Origin of the sequence: Dactylosporangium fulvum, from assembly GCF_025137375.1 — a bacterium.
In the GTDB taxonomy this organism is placed as follows: Bacteria; Actinomycetota; Actinomycetes; order Mycobacteriales; family Micromonosporaceae; genus Dactylosporangium; species Dactylosporangium fulvum.
Window position 1 is genome coordinate 3,217,256 of record NZ_CP073720.1, and the last position, 17,502, is coordinate 3,234,757.

A 17,502-nucleotide genomic window follows, 5' to 3' on the forward strand; every position below is an offset into this window, starting at 1 on the left:
CGCCTGACCGCGCTGCTGGCCGCGTTCGCGGCCGACCCGTCGGCCCGCCTCGCGGCGCTGCCCGCGGCGGCCGTGGTCCCCGCGCAAGACACGCTGCTGCCTGTCCCGGCCCGGACGGTGGTCGATGCGCTGCGGGAGACGGTGGCGGCGCGGCCGGACGCGGTGGCGTTGCGGTTCGGTGCGGCGGCGTTGACCTACGCGGAGTTGTGGTCGCGGGTGGAGCGCCTGGCGAAGGTGCTGGTGGCCCGCGGCGCGGGCCCGGAGAAGGTCGTCGCGGTGCTGCTGCCGCGGACCGAGGACGCGGTCGTGGCCTGGCTGGCCGCGCTGGTGTCCGGTGCGGTGTACCTGCCGGTCGACGCCGGCTATCCGGCCGAGCGGATCGACTACCTCCTGGCCGATGCCGCACCCGCGGTCGTGGTGACGCCGGCCTTGCTCGAAGAGACCGCCGACGCGGAACTGCCCACCGCGGACCCGCGGTCTGCGGCCTACCTCATCTACACCTCCGGCTCGACGGGCCGGCCCAAAGGGGTGGTGGTCGAGCACGCGAGCCTGATGAACCTGTTCCACCATCATCGGGAGCGGTTGATCGAGCCGGTGTCGGGGGAGCGACGCCTGAAGGTGGCGCTGTCGGCGGCGACGGTGTTCGACACGTCGTGGGAGGGGCTGCTGTGGCTGGTCGCCGGTCATGAGCTGCATCTGCTCGACGACGAGACCCGTCGCGATCCGGCGCTGTTCGTCGCCTATGTCGCCGCGCACCGCATCAACGCCCTCGACGTCACCCCGTCACTCGGGCAGGAACTCGTGTCCGCCGGCCTGCTCGACCACGCCCCGGCCCTGGTGATGCTGGGCGGCGAGGCGGCCGGGCCGGCACTGTGGACGGCGTTGCGCGAGGCGCCCGGCACGGTCGGGGTGAATCTGTACGGTCCGACGGAGTGCACGGTGGACACATTGTTGGCGTGGGTCGCGGACAGTGTGTCGCCGTCGGTGGGTGGCCCGATCGGCAACACCCGGGCCTATGTGCTGGACGGTTGGCTGCGTCCGGTGCTGCCGGGGGTGGCGGGGGAGTTGTATCTGTCGGGTGCGCAGTTGGGTCGGGGTTATCTGGCTCGTCCGGGGTTGACGGCGGCGCGGTTTGTCGCGGATCCGTTCGGGGCGGGTGGGCGGATGTATCGCACCGGGGATGTGGTGCGGTGGGCGGTGGACGGGTCGCTGGAGTTTGTGGGCCGGGCCGACGATCAGGTGAAGCTCCGTGGGTTCCGGATCGAGCCGGGTGAGGTCGCCGCGGTGCTGACAGAGCACCCGCAGGTGTCGCAGGCGCACGTTGTCGCTCACGACGGGCGGCTCGTCGCCTACGTTGTCGGCGATCCCGGCGACCTGCGCGAGTGGGCCGCCGCCCGGCTGCCGGACCACCTCGTGCCCGCCGCCGTCGTGGTCCTCGACCGGATGCCGGTCACCGTCGCCGGGAAGATCGACCGCCGGGCCCTGCCCGCGCCCGACTTCGGCGCGCTCGCCGGGGACGCGGCACCGCGTACCCCCGCCGAGGAACTCCTCTGCGGGCTGTTCGCCGAGGTGCTCGGGCTGCCCGCCGTCGGGATCGAGGACAGCTTCTTCACCCTCGGCGGCGACAGCATCGTGAGCATCCAGCTCGTCGCCCGGGCCCGCGCCGCCGGGCTGCGGATCACCCCGCGACAGGTGTTCGAGCTGCGGACCGTCGCCGCGCTCGCGGCGGTCGCCGCCCCCGCCGAGGCACCCCGCCAGGCGGACGCCGGCGCCGCCCTCGGCGACCTGCCCGACACACCCGCGCTCGCCTGGCTGCGCGAGGCGGGCCCGTCCGGCCGGTACAGCCAGTCGATGGTCCTGCGCGCACCGGCCGGCCTCACCCTCGACGGCCTCCACGCGGTCGTCCAGGCCCTGCTCGACCGCCACGACCTGCTGCGCGCCCGCCGGACGGACACCGGCCTCACCGTCCCGCCGCCCGGCACCGTCCCGGCGAGCACGATCGTCGACCGGACCGGCGAACCGGTCGAGGCCGCGCTCGCCGCGGCGGCCGGTCGGCTCGACCCCGCCCGCGGGACCGTGGTCCAGGTCGTCTGGAGCGGTGACGCCGTCGGCGTTGCCGTCCACCACAGCGTCGTCGACGGCGTGTCCTGGCGGATCCTGCTGCCCGACCTCGCCGCCGCCTGGGCCGCCGTCGCCGCCGGCCACGCGCCGAAACTGCCCGCGGCCGGCACGTCGTTCCGCGAGTGGGCGACCGGCCTCGACGCCGCCGCCCGCGACGACCGCCAGCTCCCGTACTGGCGGTCCGTCCTCGCGGGCGACCCCGAACCGCTGCTCGGCCAGCGGGCCGTCGACCCCGCCCGCGACACCGTCGCCACCGCCCGCACCGTCACGGTCGAGCTGCCGGCCGGCGAGGCCGCGCCGCTGCTCGACACCCTCCCGGCCGCCTTCCACGCCACCGTCGCCGACGTCCTGCTCGCCGGGCTCGCCCTCGCCGTCACCCGCCGGACCGGCCGGGACACCGTCCTCGTCGAGCTGGAGGGGCACGGCCGGGAGGAGCAGCTCGTCCCCGGCAGCGACCTGAGCCGCACCGTCGGCTGGTTCACCACCGAGTACCCGGTCCGCCTCGCGCCCGGCGGCGACGGCCCCGGCGCCGCGATCAAGCGGATCAAGGAGCAGCTGCGGGCCGTGCCCGACGCCGGCGCCCGCTACGGCCTGCTCCGCCACCGCAACCCGAACGCCCGCGCCGAGTTCGCCGCCCGGCCCGAGCCGCAGATCCTGTTCAACTACCTCGGCCGCTTCGGCGGCGCCGGCGCCGCCGGGGGTGACTGGAGTCCGGTGGAAGGCCTCGGCGGCGACGCCGACCCGGCCATGCCACTCGCCCGCGCGTTGGAGGTCAACGTCTCCGTCGTCGACGGCCGGCTCACCGCGGCCCTCACCTACCCCGACGGCGTCCTCACCGAGACGGCAGTGCGGGAGCTGGCGGCCGACTGGTTCGCCGCACTGTCCACGGTGGACACGGTGGACGGCGGGCGCACGCCCAGCGACCTCACGCAGGCCGGTCTCGGCCAGGACGAAATCGACGCACTGGAGCGCCGTCCCGGCGGCCTCGCCGACGTCTGGCCGCTCACGCCGCTGCAAGAGGGCCTGGTCTTCCTGGCGACCGTCGCCGAGGACGTCGACCCCTACGTGGTGCGGCAGGTCATCGACCTTGAAGGCCCGCTCGACCCGGCCCGGCTGCGGGCCGCCGGGCAGGCGCTGCTCGACCGCCACGAGACGCTGCGCGTCTCGTTCGTCACCGGCCCGGGCGGCGTCCTGCGCCAGGTCGTCAGCGAGCGAGTCGAACTACCGTGGAGCGAGACCGAGGAGGACGCGGGTCCGTTCGACCTCGCCGACCCGCCGCTGCTGCGGATGGCCCTGCTGAGGACCGGCGAGCAGCGGCACCGTCTCGTGCTCACCAACCACCACGTGCTCCTCGACGGCTGGTCGACGCCGCTCGCCGTCCGCGACCTGTTCGACCTCTACGCCGGCCGTGAGCTGCCCGCGCCGCGGCCCTACCGGGACTATCTGCGCTGGCTCGGCGGCACCGACCGTACCGCCGCCGAAACTGCCTGGCGCGAGGCCCTCGCCGGCCTCGACCAGCCCACCCTGGTCGCGCCCGGGGCCGGACCGGTCCTGTCCGAACGGCCCGGCCAGCTCGAACGTGAGCTGCCGGCCGAGGTCACCGAGCGGCTCGTCGCGCTGGCCCGCGACCGGCAGGTCACCCTGAACACGGTCGTCCAGGCCGCATGGGCGGTCCTGCTGGTGCAGCTCACCGGCCGCACCGACGTCGTCTTCGGCACCACCGTCTCCGGCCGCCCGGCGCAGGTGCCCGGCGTCGAGGACATGATCGGCTTTTTCATCAACACGCTGCCGGTCCGTGTGCCGCTCGACCCCGCCGAACCGTGGACCGGCCTGCTCGACCGGCTCCGCGACGGCCAGGCGCGACTCCTCGACCACCAGCACCTGCCGCTCACCGCCGTGCAACGCCTCGCCGGACCCGGCTTCGAAGGCGGGCTGTTCGACACGCTCACCATCTTCGAGAGCTACCCGCTCGACACCGCCGGGCTCGACGCCGCGACCGGTGAGGGCGGGCTGCGGATGACCGGCGTGACCGGCGACGACGCGCCGCACTACCCGCTCACGCTCGCCGTCGCGCCCGCCGAGCGGCTGCGGCTCGGCCTCGCCTACCGCACCGACGTCTACCCGGCGGCGGCCGCCGAGGAGATCCTCGACCGGTACGGCGCGCTGCTCGCCGAGATCGCCGCCGCCCCGGCAGCGCCGGTCGGGCGGGCGCTCCCGGCCCCGGCCGATGCGCCGTTCACCGCGCACCCGGTGCCGGACACCACGCTGCCGGCGCTGTTCGCCGCGGCCGTCCGGCGCGACCCCGGAGCGACCGCGCTCGTCTTCGAGGGCGAGACGCTCACCTACGCCGAGCTCGACGCGCGGGTCGACCGGCTCGCGGCCCGGCTCCGGGAACGCGGCGCCGGGCCGGAGACCGTCGTGGCCGTGGCGTTGCCCCGCTCGATCGAGCTCGTCGTGGCGCTGCACGCCGTGCACCGGGCGGGCGCCGCCTACCTGCCGCTGGACCCTTCCCACCCGCAGGACCGCAACGACTACCTCCTCGCCGACTCGCGCGCCGGCATCGTCATCACCCCGGACAACGTCCACGAGGAGCCGGCGGGGCCGGTCGACCCGCCGGCGCTGCCCGCCGGCGCCGCCGCCTACGTCATCTACACCTCCGGCTCCACCGGCCGGCCCAAGGGAGCGACCGTCTCGCACCGCGCCATCGTCAACCGTCTGCTGTGGATGCGGCACGAGTACGGGCTGCGGCCGGGGGAGCGGGTGCTGCAGAAGACGCCGGCCGGCTTCGACGTGTCGGTCTGGGAGTTCTTCTGGCCGCTGCTGGCCGGGGCCACTCTCGTCGTCGCCCGCCCCGACGGGCACCGCGACCCGGCGTACCTCGCCGCGCTGATCCGCCGCGAACAGGTCACCACCGTCCATTTCGTACCGTCGATGCTGCGCGCGTTCCTGGACGAGGAGACCGTCGCCGGCCTGCCGCTCACCCGGGTCATCTGCAGCGGCGAGGCGCTCCCCGCCGACCTGGCCCGCCGTTTCGGCGCCGTGCTGCCCGGCGTCGAGCTGCACAACCTCTACGGCCCGACCGAGGCCGCCGTCGACGTCACCCACCACCCGGTGGACCCGGCCGCCGCGGGTGCCTCGGTGCCGATCGGCCGGCCGGTCTGGAACACCCGCGTCCACGTCCTCGATCCGTGGCTGCGCCCGGTCCCACCGGGTGTCACCGGCGAGCTGTACCTCGGCGGCGTCCAGCTCGCCCGCGGTTACCTGCGCCGGCCGGGCCTCACCGCCCAGCGGTTCGTGGCCGACCCGTTCGGAACGCCCGGCGACCGGCTCTACCGCACCGGCGACCTCGCCCTCGTCACCGCCGACGGCGTCGTGGAGTACGCCGGCCGCACCGACGACCAGGTGAAGATCCGCGGCCTGCGGGTCGAGCCGGGCGAGATCGAGGCCGCCCTCACCGCCCTGCCCGGGGTCACCGCCGCCGCCGTCGTCGCCCGCGCGGACGGCCCGGCCGTGCGCCTCGTCGCCTACGTCGTCGGCGACGGGCCTGAGGACCTCGCCACGGAGCTGGCCCGCACACTGCCGGAGCATCTCGTGCCGGCCGCGTTCGTGCGGCTCGACGCGCTGCCGCTCAGCCCGAACGGCAAGCTCGACCGGCGCCGGCTGCCCGCACCGGACTTCGCCGCCCGCACCGGCGACGACGCCCCGCGTACCGCGGCGGAAACCGTCTTCGCGGGACTCGTCGCCGACGTGCTCGGCCTGCCGCGGGCCGGCGTGCGGGACAGCTTCTTCGCCCTCGGCGGGGACAGCATCCTGGCCCTGCAGCTCACCGCCCGCGCCCGCGCGGCCGGCTGGCGGATCTCGGCCGGCGACGTCTTCGCACGGCCCACCGTCGAGGGCCTCGCCGCGATCGCCACCCCAGTGACGGAGGAGCGGTACGACGCGGCCGAGGGGTGGGGTGACGTACCGGCGACACCCGTCATGCTGGAGCTCGACCCCGCCGACCCGAGGCTGAGCCAGTCGATGCTGCTGCGCGCCCCGGCCGGGCTGACCGAGGCCGGGCTGGTCTCCCGTCTGCAGGCGCTGCTCGACCGGCACGACCTGCTGCGCGCCCGCTGGACCGGCGCCGGCCTGCACGTGCCGCCGCCCGGCGCGGTCCGCGCGGAGTCGCTGCTCGGCGCCCCGCTCGACCCGGTCGCCGGCCGTCTGGTCCGTGCCGACCTCAACGGCGACCGGCTGCGGCTGACCGTGCACCACCTCGCCGTTGACGCGGTCTCCTGGCCGGTGCTGCTCGCCGACCTCGCCGCCGGCAGTCCGCCGCCGGCGCCCGGCACCCCGTTCCGCGTCTGGGCGCTCGCGCTCGCCGAGGAGGCCGGGCGGCGGGCCGCCGAGCTGCCGTACTGGCGCGGCGTGTTCACCGGTCCGCCCGCCTACCTCACCGACGTCGCCCTCGACCCGGCCGCCGACACGCTCGGCTCGCTCGACCAGGTCACCGTGCGGCTGCCCGCCGACGCCGCCACCGTCGCGGCCGCCTACCGGGCCACCGTGCAGGACGTGCTGCTCGCCGCGCTCAGCGCCGCGGTGCCGGGCCGGGACCTGCTCGTCGAGCTGGAGGGCCACGGCCGTGAGGAACGGCTGCTGCCCGGCGCCGACCTGGCGCGGACCGTCGGCTGGTTCACCACCGTCCGCCCGGTCCGGCTCCCCGCCGGCGCCGGCGTCAAGCAGGTCAAGGAACTGCTGCGGGCCGCACCCGACGGCGGCATCGGCTACGGCCTGCTGCGCCACCTCAACCCGGCCACCGCGCCGGAGCTGGCCGGGCTGCCGACGCCGCCGATCCAGCTCAACTACCTCGGCCGCGCCGACAGCACCGGCGACGCACCGGACGCGCCGTGGACGCCGGTGGCCGGTGAGGGACTGCGCGGCGACGCCGGCGACGAACTGGCCGCCCGGCACGTGCTCGCCGTCGAGGCGTCCATCGTGGACGGTGAGCTGGTCCTCTCGGCCGCCTACCCGCGCCGGGTCCGCACCGAGGCCGCGGTGCGGGAACTGCTCGACGCGTGGGCCGCCGCCCTCGCCGAGCTCGCGGCGGCGCCGGTCACCGCCGGCCTCACCCCGTCGGACGTGCTCGCCCCCGTCGACCAGGACACCCTCGACGCGCTGTCGGCGCGCTACCCCGGGCTGACCGACGTGCTGCCCCTGACGCCGCTGCAGGAGGGCCTGTACTACCTGCACGCCCTCGACGAGGCCGCCGACGTCTACACCGTCCAGCAGCAGCTCGACCTCGACGGCGAGCTCGACGAGCCGCGGCTCGCCGCCGCGGCCCGCACCCTGCTCGACCGCCACCCCAACCTGCGGGCCGCGTTCACCACCACCACGACCGGCGCGCCCGTGCAGGTCGTGCCCGGGCCCCTCACCCCGCCGTGGCGGGCCGAGGACCTCACCGGGCTGCCCGAGGCCGAGCGCCGCGCCGCCGCCGACCGGCTCGCCGACGCCGAACGCGCCGCGCCGTTCGACCCGGCCGAACCGCCGCTGCTGCGCTTCCTGCTGCTGCGGCTCGGCACCGACCGGCACCGGCTCGTCCTCACCCAGCACCACCTGCTCGTCGACGGCTGGTCCGGGCCGCTCATCGCGCGGGAGCTGTTCGCCGGCTACGCCGGCACGCTGCCCGCGCCGGCCCGCCCGTACCGCGACTTCCTCGCCTGGCTGGCCGCCGCCGACCGCGAGGCGGCCCGTGCGGCCTGGCGGGCGGCCCTCGACGGCGTCGCCGAGCCGACGCTCGTCGCGCCCGGTGTCACCGGCCGGTCGGCTGAACAACCTGCCGGGCTGCCCGCGGAGGTGACCGCCGAGCTCCCGGCCGCCGTCGTCGCCGCGGCCCGGGTCCGGGGCCTCACCCCCAACACCCTCGTGCAGGGTCTGTGGGCAGTGCTGCTCGGCCGGCTCACCGGCCGCGACGACGTCGTGTTCGGCGCCACCGTCGCCGGGCGCCCGCCCGAGCTGACCGGTGCCGGCGAGACCATCGGCCTGTTCATCAACACCGTGCCCGTCCGCGCCCGGCTCACGCCCGGCGAGACCTGGGCCGCGTTCCTCGCCCGGCTGCAGGCCGAGCAGGCGGCGCTGCTCGACCACCAGCATCTCGGCCTCGCCGACATCCAGCGGATCGCCGGCGGCGAGCTGTTCGACTCGCTCGTCGTCTTCGAGAGCTACCCGGTCGACGCGGTCCGGCTCGACGAGAGCCAGCGCGCGGCCGGGCTGAAACTCGCCGGGGTCACCAGCCGCGACGCCACCCACTACCCGCTGACGCTCGTGGCCGCCGACGACGACGGACTGCACCTGGCCCTGGAGTACCGCCCGGACATCTTCACCGCGGACACCGCCCGGCTGCTGCTCGACCGCCTGGTCGCCCTGGCCGTCGAGGTGACCGCCGACTTCGGCCGGCCGACCGACCGGACCGATGCGCTCACGCCCGCCGAGCGGCACCGCATGCTCGTCGAGTGGAACGCCGGCTCCGTGCCGGTCACCCCGGCCGCGCTGCCCGGCCTGGTCCGCGGGTGGGCGGCGCGGACACCGGAGGCGACGGCGCTCGTCGTCGGTTCGCGGCGATGGTCGTACGCCCAGCTCGCCGCCGACGCCGACCGGGTCGCCGCCGCCGTGGCGGCCGCCGGGGCCGGACCCGGCCGGATCGTGGCCCTGCTGCTGCCCCGCGGCGAGCACATCGTGCCGGCCATCCTCGGGGCGATGGCCTCCGGCGCGGCCTACCTGCCGATCGACCCGGAGTACCCGCCCGCGCGCATCACCGCGATGCTCGACGACGCGCGGCCGGTGGTCACGCTCGCCGACCGATCCACCGCGGAGCTGCTGCCGCCGGGCACCGCGACGATTCTGGTCGACGGCGATCTGCCGGCCGGTCAGATACCAGCCGGTCAGGTGCCGGACGGGCCGGCCCCCGACCACCCCGCGTACGTCATCTACACCTCCGGCTCCACCGGCCGGCCCAAGGGCGTGCTGGTGCCGCACCGGACCGTGGTGAACCTGTTCCACAGCCACCGGCACCGCATCCTCGGCCCGGCGGCGGCCCGGCTCGGCCGGCCGCTGCGGGTCGCGCACAACTGGTCGTTCGCGTTCGACGCGTCCTGGCAGCCGCTGCTCGCCCTGCTCGGCGGCGACGAGCTGCACCTGGTCACCGACGAGCCGCGACGCGACCCGCAGCTGCTCGCCGCGCTGCTGCGCGACAACGGCATCGACGTCATCGAGGTGGCCCCGTCCCACCTGGAGCAGCTGCTCGCGGCCGGGTTCGACGCCGCCGGGCTGGCCGTGCTCGGCGTCGGCGGCGAGGCCGTGCCGGATCCGCTGTGGGCGGCCATGGCGGCCCTGCCGCACACCGAGTCGTACAACTTCTACGGCCCCACCGAGTGCACCGTCGACGCGGTGGTGCAGCGGGTCAAGGAGGTGCCGCGCGCGCTCATCGGCCGCCCGGTCGCCAACACCGCCCTGTACGTTCTCGACGCCCGGCTGCGCCCGGTGCCGCCGGGCGTGGCGGGTGAGCTGTACATCGGGGGCGCGCAGCTGGCGCTCGGCTACCTGGGCCGTCCGGGGCTCACCGCCGGCCGGTTCGTCGCCGACCCGTTCTCCGGTGCCGCGGGGTCGCGCCTGTACCGCACCGGCGACGTCGTGCGCTGGACGCCGGACGGGCGGATCGACTACCTCGGCCGCGCCGACGACCAGGTGAAGATCCGCGGTCACCGGGTCGAGCCGGGCGAGGTCGCCGTGGTGCTCGCCGAGCACCCGCAGGTCGCCCAGGCCGTGGTCGTCGCCGACGGCGGCCGGCTCGTCGCCTACGTCGTCGGCGCCGCCGAGCCGGCCGAGCTGCGCGCGTGGGCCGGGCAGCGGCTGCCGGCCTATCTCGTGCCGTCCGCGGTCGTCCCCATCGCCGCGGTCCCGCTGACCGTCAACGGCAAACTGGACCGCGCCGCCCTGCCGCGCCCCTCCTACGCCACCGGCCGCCCGCCGGCCGGCCCTGCCGAGGAGCGCCTCGCCGCGCTGTTCGCCGAGACCCTCGGCCTCGAGTCGGTCGGCGCCGAGGACAGCTTCTTCGACCTCGGCGGGGACAGCATCGCCGCGATGCGGCTCGCCACCAGGGCCCGCGCCGAGGGCGTCGATCTGCGGCTCGCCGACCTCGTCGCGCTGCGGACCGTCGCGGCCCTCGCGGAGGTGACCGGATGACCCCCGCCGTGCTGCTGCGCTGGGCCGTGCGCCGTTCCGCCCGCGGCCTGGCCGCGTCGTGGGTCGGCGGCCTCGGCTACCAGGCCGGGCTGATCCTGCTGCCGTGGTGCCTCGGCCGGGCGCTCGACGCCGGGATCACCACCGGCGACCGGCGGGCCCTGCTGCTGTGGGCCGGCGCCACCCTGGCCGTGTCGGCCGGGCTGACCGGCGCCGAGCTCGCGATGCGCTGGTGGGCCACGCTCGCCGGGGTCCGCACCGGCAACGCGCTGCTGCTGCGCCTGGCCGGGCGGGTGCTCGGCTGGGACGCCGCGACCGCGCACCGGTTCTCCGCCGGTGACCTCGTGGTCCGCGGCACCCGCGACGTCGAGCAGGTCGTCGTGTGGCTGGCCACGGTGCCGTCGCTGGCCAGCGGCGTGCTCGGGTTCGGTGCCGTCCTCGTGGTCGTCGCCGCCCTCGACCCGCTGCTCGCGGTGGTCGGGCTGGCCACGGTACCGCTGCTCATCGCGGTCAACCTGTGGTACCCGCGCCGCTACGAGCGGGCCAACGCCGCGCTGTCCGCCGCGCACGGCGCCCGGGCCGACACCGTCGAGGACCTGCTGTCCGCCAGTACCGCCGTGCGTGGCCTCGGCGGCGAGACCGTCCTCGTCGAGCGGCACCACGCCGCCAGCGCCACGGTGCGTGACCGCACTCTCGTGCTGGCCCGGATCGCGGCCGCCTGGTCGGCCCATGCGCCGTTCGTGCCGTGGCTCGCCACCGCCGTGGGTGTCGCCGTGGGCGGCCTCGCCGTGCTCGACGGGCGGTTCTCGGTCGGTGGCCTGGTCTCGTTCGCCAGCTGGATGATGCTGCTCGGCCGCCAGGTCATGATGCTCACGCTCCGGTTCAACCAGCTCGGCGACGCGTGGACCGCGGCCGGCCGGATCGGCGCCGTGCTCGACGCCGTGCCCGGCCTGGCCGAGCCGCCGGACCCGGTGCCGCTGCCCGCCTCGGGCGCGCTGCGCGCCGAGGGCCTGACGGTGGAGCGGCCCGGCCGGTCGCTGCGACTGCCGGACCTCACCGTCGAGCCCGGCGAGTTCGTCGCCGTCGTCGGCGGCGTCGGCACCGGCAAGTCCACGCTGCTGCGGCTGCTGGCCCGGCTGGAGGATCCGGCCGGCGGATCCGTGGCGTACGGCGGCACCGACCTGCGGGCGGCCGAGCTCGACGCCGTCCGCGCGGCGGTCACGCTGGTGCCGCAGCGGCCGCTGCTGCTGTCCGGCACCATCGAGGACAACCTGCGCCTCGGCCGGTCCGCGATCACCGGGACCGACCTGCGCGAGGCGTGCCGGCTCGCGGCGATCCTCGGCTTCGTCGAGTCACTGCCCGGCGGCCTCGGCACCGAGGTGGGGGAGCGGGGCAGCGCCGTTTCCGGCGGGCAGCTGCAGCGCCTCGCGCTCGCCCGCGGCCTGCTCCGCGGCGCCCGGGTGCTGCTGCTCGACGACGTGACCTCGGCGGTCGACGCCGCCACCGAGCGGCGCATCCTCGACGGCCTGCGCGGCCTCGGCGTCACGATCGTGTTCGCGACCTCGCGCCCGGCCGTCGCCGGGTGCGCCGACCGCGTCGTCGACCTGGGCGGCGGCCTGCCCACCGCCGCCGAGACCGCGGGGGAGCTGGTCGGCCGTGGCTGACGTACGCATGCTCAGCGAGGAGCCGGACCAGCGGCGGGTGCTGCGGCGCGCCTGGCCGTACCTGCGCCCGCACCGCGCCGGGATCGCCGGCGCCGTCGCGGTCAACCTGCTCTCGACGCTGGCGCTCACCCTCGTGCCGGTGCTCATCGGCCGCGCCGTCGACCGCCTGCTCGACCACGACCGCACCGGGCTGCTGGTCGCCGCCGGGGCGGTGCTCGGGCTGGTGATCGCCAGGATGGTCCTGTTGCGCGCCTCCGAGGTGCTGCTCACCCGGGCCGGTGAGCGGGTCGTGCACCGGCTGCGGGACCTGGTCGTGGAGCGGCTCGGCGGCACCCCGCTGCGATTCCTGGAGGCGCACCGCGGCGGCGACCTGCTGCAGCGGACCACCGTCGAGATCGCCGAGCTGGCCACGTTCGTGCGCGGCCAGCTGCCCGACCTCATCTCCCTCGGCGGCTATCTCGTCTTCACCACGGTCGTGCTGCTGACCTCGTCGTGGCAGCTCTCCGCGCTGCTCCTCGTGGTGTTCGCGCCGCCGATGTGGCTGCTCGCCCGGACGTTCCGGCGGGCCGCCCAGCGCGCCTATCCGGCCGAGGCGGCCGCGCAGGCGACCGTCGCTGCGACGTTCGCGGAGAGCCTGCAGGCGCGCGAGCAGCTGCAGCTCGACGGCGCGACCGGCACGTGGCTGGCCCGGCTGCGCGGCGACGCCGAGCGCTACCACACCACGGCCCGCGGTGCCCAGCGCGCCGCGACCTGGATCGACGGCACCTGGATCGTGCAGGGCCTGACCAGCGCCGCGCTGCTCGTCGGCGGCGGCCTGCTGGCCGGCGCCGACCTGGTGACGGTCGGCGTCGTGGTGACGTTCGTCCTGGCCAGCCGCGACCTGTTCAGCTCGGTCGACGACTTCACGCTCGTCGCGGGCGAGCTGCTGGAGTCCCGCGTCGGCCTGGCCCGCCTGCTCGACCTCCTCGACGCCACGTCGACCGACGAAGCCGCGCCGGCCGCGGTCCTGACCACGGCCGCGCCGGACCGCGGGGCGGCCGGGCCGGCCGGCACCGACCTGCCGGGGCTCTGCGCGGACGCCGTCACGTACGCCTACCGGGACGGACAGCCGGTGCTGCAGGACATCACCGTCCACTTCGGACCCGGCGAGCACGCCGGGATCGTCGGCGAGACCGGATCCGGCAAGACCACCTTTGCCAAGCTGCTCTGCGGCCTGTACCGCCCGGACACCGGCACGGTCCGCGCCAGCGGCACCGACCTCGCCGCCCTCGACCCGGCCGAGCTGCGCCGCCGGCTCGTGCTCATCCCGCAGCAGGTCCACCTCATCGGCGGCACGCTCGCCGACAACCTCGCTCTGACGCCGGGCCGGCCGTCGCGGGACGACTACGCCCGCGCGGCCGAGCGGCTCGGGCTCACCGGCTGGGTCGCCGGCCTGCCCGGCGGCGTCGACGCCGAGCTGGGCTCCCGCGGCGAGCGGCTGTCGGCAGGCGAGCGCCAGCTGGTCGGCCTGCTGCGCGCCGCGATGATCGACCCCGAGGTGCTGATCCTCGACGAGGCGACCGCCGACCTCGACCCGGAGACCGCGCACCGCATCGAGGCGGCCATGGCCCGGCTGCGGGAGGACCGCACCGTGCTGGTGATCGCACACCGGCAGACCACGATCGACCGGCTGCCCCGCGTCGTGCGGCTGCACGCGGGCCGGCTCACCACGTCCGCACCGGAGGAATCATGCCGCTGATCGACACCTGCGGGGCACGCCTGCACTACCAGGACACGGGAACCGGCCCGGCAGTGCTCATGCTCGCCGGCACGGGCGCGCGCGGCCGCACCTGGCATCTGTACCAGGTGCCCGCGCTGGTGGCCGCCGGCTACCGGGTGGTCACCTTCGACACCCGCGGCATCCCGCCGAGTGACACGCCCGAACTGGTCACCGTCACCGACCTTGTCGGCGACGCGGCACACCTCGTCGAACGACTCGGCCTCGCACCGTGCCGGGTCGTCGGCTCGTCGATGGGCGCCCGGGTCGCCGCCGAGCTCTGCCTCGAACGCCCCGATCTCGTCGACCGGGCCGTGCTCATGGCGACCTTCGGTCGCCCGTCCGCCTATCTCACCGCCCTCACCATCGCCGAGCGCGCCGTGGAGCAGGCCGGGCTTGTGCTGCTGGACGCCTATGTCGCCGCGGTCCGCGCCGCCCTGAACCTCTCGCCGCGCACCCTCGCCGACGACCGCAAGGCCCGCGACTGGCTCGACATCTTCGAGCTGCCGCTACCCGGCGCCGAGTCCGCCAGCCGGCTCGAGCTCGACGCCGACGCGGACCGGTTCGACGCCTACCCCAAGATCGCCACTGCGTGCCTGGTGGTCGGTTTCGCCGACGACCTCATCGCGCCCGCCCGTGGCTGCCGTGAGGTCGCCGACGCCATTCCCGGTGCCCGCTACGTCGAGATTCCCGACGCCGGCCACTACGGCTACCTCGAACAACCCGACCGGCTCAACGCCGAGCTGCTCGCCTTTCTCGACACGAAGGAGCCCGCATGACCGCAGTCCGTGAGGTTGAGCTTGTCTGGCACGACCTGACCCCGAGGCTGCTCGAAGTGCGCCGTGTCCGGCGGCTCACGCCACGCATGGTCCGCGTGACCTTCGGCGGCGAGCAGCTCGACGGCTTCTGCCACGCCGCCCCCGACGACCACGTGAAGGTCTTCTTCCCCGAGCCCGGCGCGGACCTGCCGGTCATGCCGACGCTCGGCGAGGACGGCCTGGAACCGCCGCCGCCCGGCTCCCCGCAGCCGATCTACCGCGACTACACGGTGCGTCATCTGCGGCCCGAGCAGCTCGAGCTGGACATCGACTTCGCGCTGCACGGCCACGGCCCGGGCGCGTCGTGGGCCGGGCAGGCGGCACCAGGGCAGCGGCTGGGCATCCTCGGCCCCCGCGGGTCCAACCTCGTGCCGTTGACCTTCGACTGGTACCTGCTCGGCGCCGACGAGACGGCCCTGCCGGCCCTGGCCGCGTGGCTGGAGCAGCTGCCGGACGGTGCGCGGGCGCTCGCGTTCGTCGAGGTCGCCGACGCCGCCGAGGAGCAACCGCTGGCGACCGGGGCCGACGTCACCGTCCGCTGGCTGTACCGCGACCGCGGCGAGTCCCTCGAAGCCGCGATCCCGGCGGTCGAGCTGCCGGCCGGCGACGGCTACGTCTGGATCGCCGGTGAGGCCACCGGCCTCAAGCCGATCCGCCGCCACCTGCGCGGCCTCGGCCTCAACCGGAACTGGACGGAGATCGACGGCTACTGGAAGCGCGGCACCGTCAACCTCGACCACCACGAGGACGACGATGAGTAGCCCGCTGCCCAGCCTGGAACCGCACACCCTGCTGGTCTTCCTGCTGCAGGTGTCGCTGCTGCTGCTCGTCGCGCTCGCGTTGGGCCGGATCGCCACCCGGTTCGGCCTGCCGGCGCTCGTCGGCGAGCTGCTCACCGGCGTCGTGCTCGGCCCGTCGCTGCTGGGTGCGCTCGCGCCGGGCGCGCTGTCGTTCGTGCTGCCCGCCGACGCCGACCAGCTGCACCTGCTCGACGCCGTCGCCCAGCTCGGCGTGCTGCTGCTCGTCGGCGTCACCGGGGCGCAGCTCGACGTGGCGATGCTGCGCCGCCGCGGGGCCACCGGCGTGCGGGTCAGCCTCGCCGGGCTGCTCATCCCGCTCGGCCTCGGCATCGGCGCCGGGTTCCTGGTGCCGGCCGCGCTGCTCACCGACGGCACCGAACGCTCGGTCTTCGCCCTGTTCCTCGGCGTCGCCATGTGCGTCACCGCGATCCCCGTGATCGCCAAGACGCTCGCCGACATGGGCCTGCTGCACCGCGACATCGGCCAGCTGACGCTCGGCGCCGGCATGGTCGACGACGCCGTCGGCTGGTTCCTGCTGTCGGTGGTGTCGGCCGCGGCCACCACCGGTGTGCACGCGGACTCGGTGACGCTCTCCGTCGTGTACCTGCTGGGCTTCATCGCCGCCGCGCTGCTCGTCGGCCGCCCGCTCGTGCGGTGGGCGTTGCGGCTGGCCGGGCGCGCCAAGGACGGCGGCCCCCGGGTCACCGTCTCGGTCGTGATCGTGCTGCTCGGCGCGGCGGCCACCCACGCGATGAAGATGGAGGCGCTGTTCGGCGCGTTCGTCGCGGGCATCCTCATCGGCCTGGTCCGCGCCGAGGAGGCGCGCGCGCCGGAAGCCGCCCGCGAGGGCCGCACGCTGTGGACGGACCTCACGCCGCTGCGCACCGTCGTGCTGTCCGTGCTCGCGCCGCTGTTCATGGCGACCGCCGGCCTGCGGATGGACCTCACCGCCCTGGCCGACCCCGTGGTGCTCGCCGCCGCGGCCGCGCTGCTCGCGGTGGCGATCCTCGGCAAGTTCGCCGGTGCCTACCTCGGCGCCCGCGCCAGCCGGCTCTCCCACTGGGAGGGCATCGCGCTGGGCGCCGGAATGAACGCCCGCGGCGTGGTCGAGGTCGTGGTCGCCACCACAGGACTGCGCCTGGGCGTGCTCTCCGTCGCGACGTACACCGTCATCGTCCTGATCGCCGTGGTCACCTCGGTGATGGGTCCGCCCATCCTGCGCCGCGCCATGACCCGCGTCGAGCAGACCGAAGCCGAGGCCGAGCGCGAGCTCGCGCTCGCGGGGAGGGCGTCATGACCGTTCCGGAGCGAAGCGGAGGACGCATGACCGTTCCGGAGCGCAGCGGAGGTCGCGTGACCGGAACAGTGCTGGTCACCGGGGCCGGGCAGGGCATCGGACGGGCCGTCGCGCTCGCGTTCGCGGCCCAGGGCGTCCCGGTAGCGGCGGCCGACCGCGACGCCGAGGGCGTGGAGCGGCTCGCCGCCGACCACCCGGCCATCACCGCCCATGTGGCCGACGTCGCCGACGCCCGGCAGGTCGACGCGCTCGTCGACGCCGTCGAGCGCACCGGCCCGATCAGTGTGCTCGTCAACGTCGCCGGGGTGCTGCGGACCGGAGCCGTGCTCGACTACGCCGACGAGGACTGGGCCGCCACGTTCGCGGTCAACGCCACCGGCGTCTTCCACGCCGGCCGGGCGGTGGCCCGGCGGATGGTCCCGCGCCGCGCCGGCGTGATCGTGACGGTCTCCTCGAACGCGGCCGGCGTGCCGCGCTCGGGCATGGCCGCGTACGCCGCCTCCAAGGCGGCCGCCACCCACTTCACCAAGAGCCTCGGGCTGGAGCTGGCGCCGTACGGGATCCGCTGCAACGTCGTCGCCCCCGGCTCCACCGACACACCCATGCAGCGGGCGCTGTGGACCGACAACGGCCCGGCCGCAGTGATCGCCGGCGACCCGGCAGCGTTCCGGGCCGGCATCCCGCTGGGCCGCCTCGCCGAGCCTGAGGACATCGCCGACGCCGTGCTCTTCCTCGCCTCCGACCGGGCGCGGCACATCACCATGCACGACCTGTACGTCGACGGCGGCGCCACGCTGCGCGCGTGAGCGCCGCCGCCCGAAGGGAGAACCCC

At 75.8% G+C, this 17,502-nt stretch carries 7 protein-coding genes and 1 pseudogene; all 8 read left to right on the top strand.

The window, feature by feature from the left end; translation table 11 throughout:
• Positions 1-174: 174 nt before the first annotated feature.
• Positions 175-1,425, top strand: a pseudogene (locus tag Dfulv_RS49050) (amino acid adenylation domain-containing protein); the annotation flags it as partial.
• An 18-nt stretch (positions 1,426-1,443) separates the two neighbouring features.
• Positions 1,444-10,338: an amino acid adenylation domain-containing protein gene (locus tag Dfulv_RS14725; RefSeq protein WP_456319236.1), complete on the top strand. Its 8,895-nt coding sequence runs from the start codon at positions 1,444-1,446 to the stop codon at positions 10,336-10,338.
• Positions 10,335-11,999 carry an ABC transporter ATP-binding protein gene (locus tag Dfulv_RS14730; protein WP_259863531.1) on the top strand — a complete coding sequence of 555 codons (1,665 nt, stop codon included), beginning with the start codon at positions 10,335-10,337 and terminating at the stop codon, positions 11,997-11,999. Before Dfulv_RS14725 ends, Dfulv_RS14730 begins: the two co-directional genes overlap by 4 nt.
• Positions 11,992-13,737, top strand: coding sequence for an ABC transporter ATP-binding protein (locus Dfulv_RS14735; RefSeq protein ID WP_259863532.1), 1,746 nt, complete (start codon positions 11,992-11,994; stop codon positions 13,735-13,737). Before Dfulv_RS14730 ends, Dfulv_RS14735 begins: the two co-directional genes overlap by 8 nt.
• Entirely contained in the window at positions 13,728-14,534 is an 807-nt protein-coding gene (locus Dfulv_RS14740; protein ID WP_259863533.1) for an alpha/beta fold hydrolase, read from the top strand. The genes Dfulv_RS14735 and Dfulv_RS14740 overlap by 10 nt, the downstream gene beginning before the upstream one ends.
• On the top strand, positions 14,531-15,334 hold the full coding sequence (locus tag Dfulv_RS14745) for a siderophore-interacting protein (RefSeq protein ID WP_259863534.1): 804 nt from the start codon (positions 14,531-14,533) through the stop codon (positions 15,332-15,334). The genes Dfulv_RS14740 and Dfulv_RS14745 overlap by 4 nt, the downstream gene beginning before the upstream one ends.
• Positions 15,327-16,670: a cation:proton antiporter gene (locus Dfulv_RS14750; RefSeq protein WP_259863535.1), complete on the top strand. Its 1,344-nt coding sequence runs from the start codon at positions 15,327-15,329 to the stop codon at positions 16,668-16,670. The genes Dfulv_RS14745 and Dfulv_RS14750 overlap by 8 nt, the downstream gene beginning before the upstream one ends.
• 56 nt (positions 16,671-16,726) lie before the next feature.
• Complete coding sequence (locus Dfulv_RS14755) at positions 16,727-17,476, top strand: 2,3-dihydro-2,3-dihydroxybenzoate dehydrogenase (RefSeq protein ID WP_259863536.1); 750 nt, start codon at positions 16,727-16,729, stop codon at positions 17,474-17,476.
• The last annotated feature ends 26 nt before the right edge of the window (positions 17,477-17,502 follow it).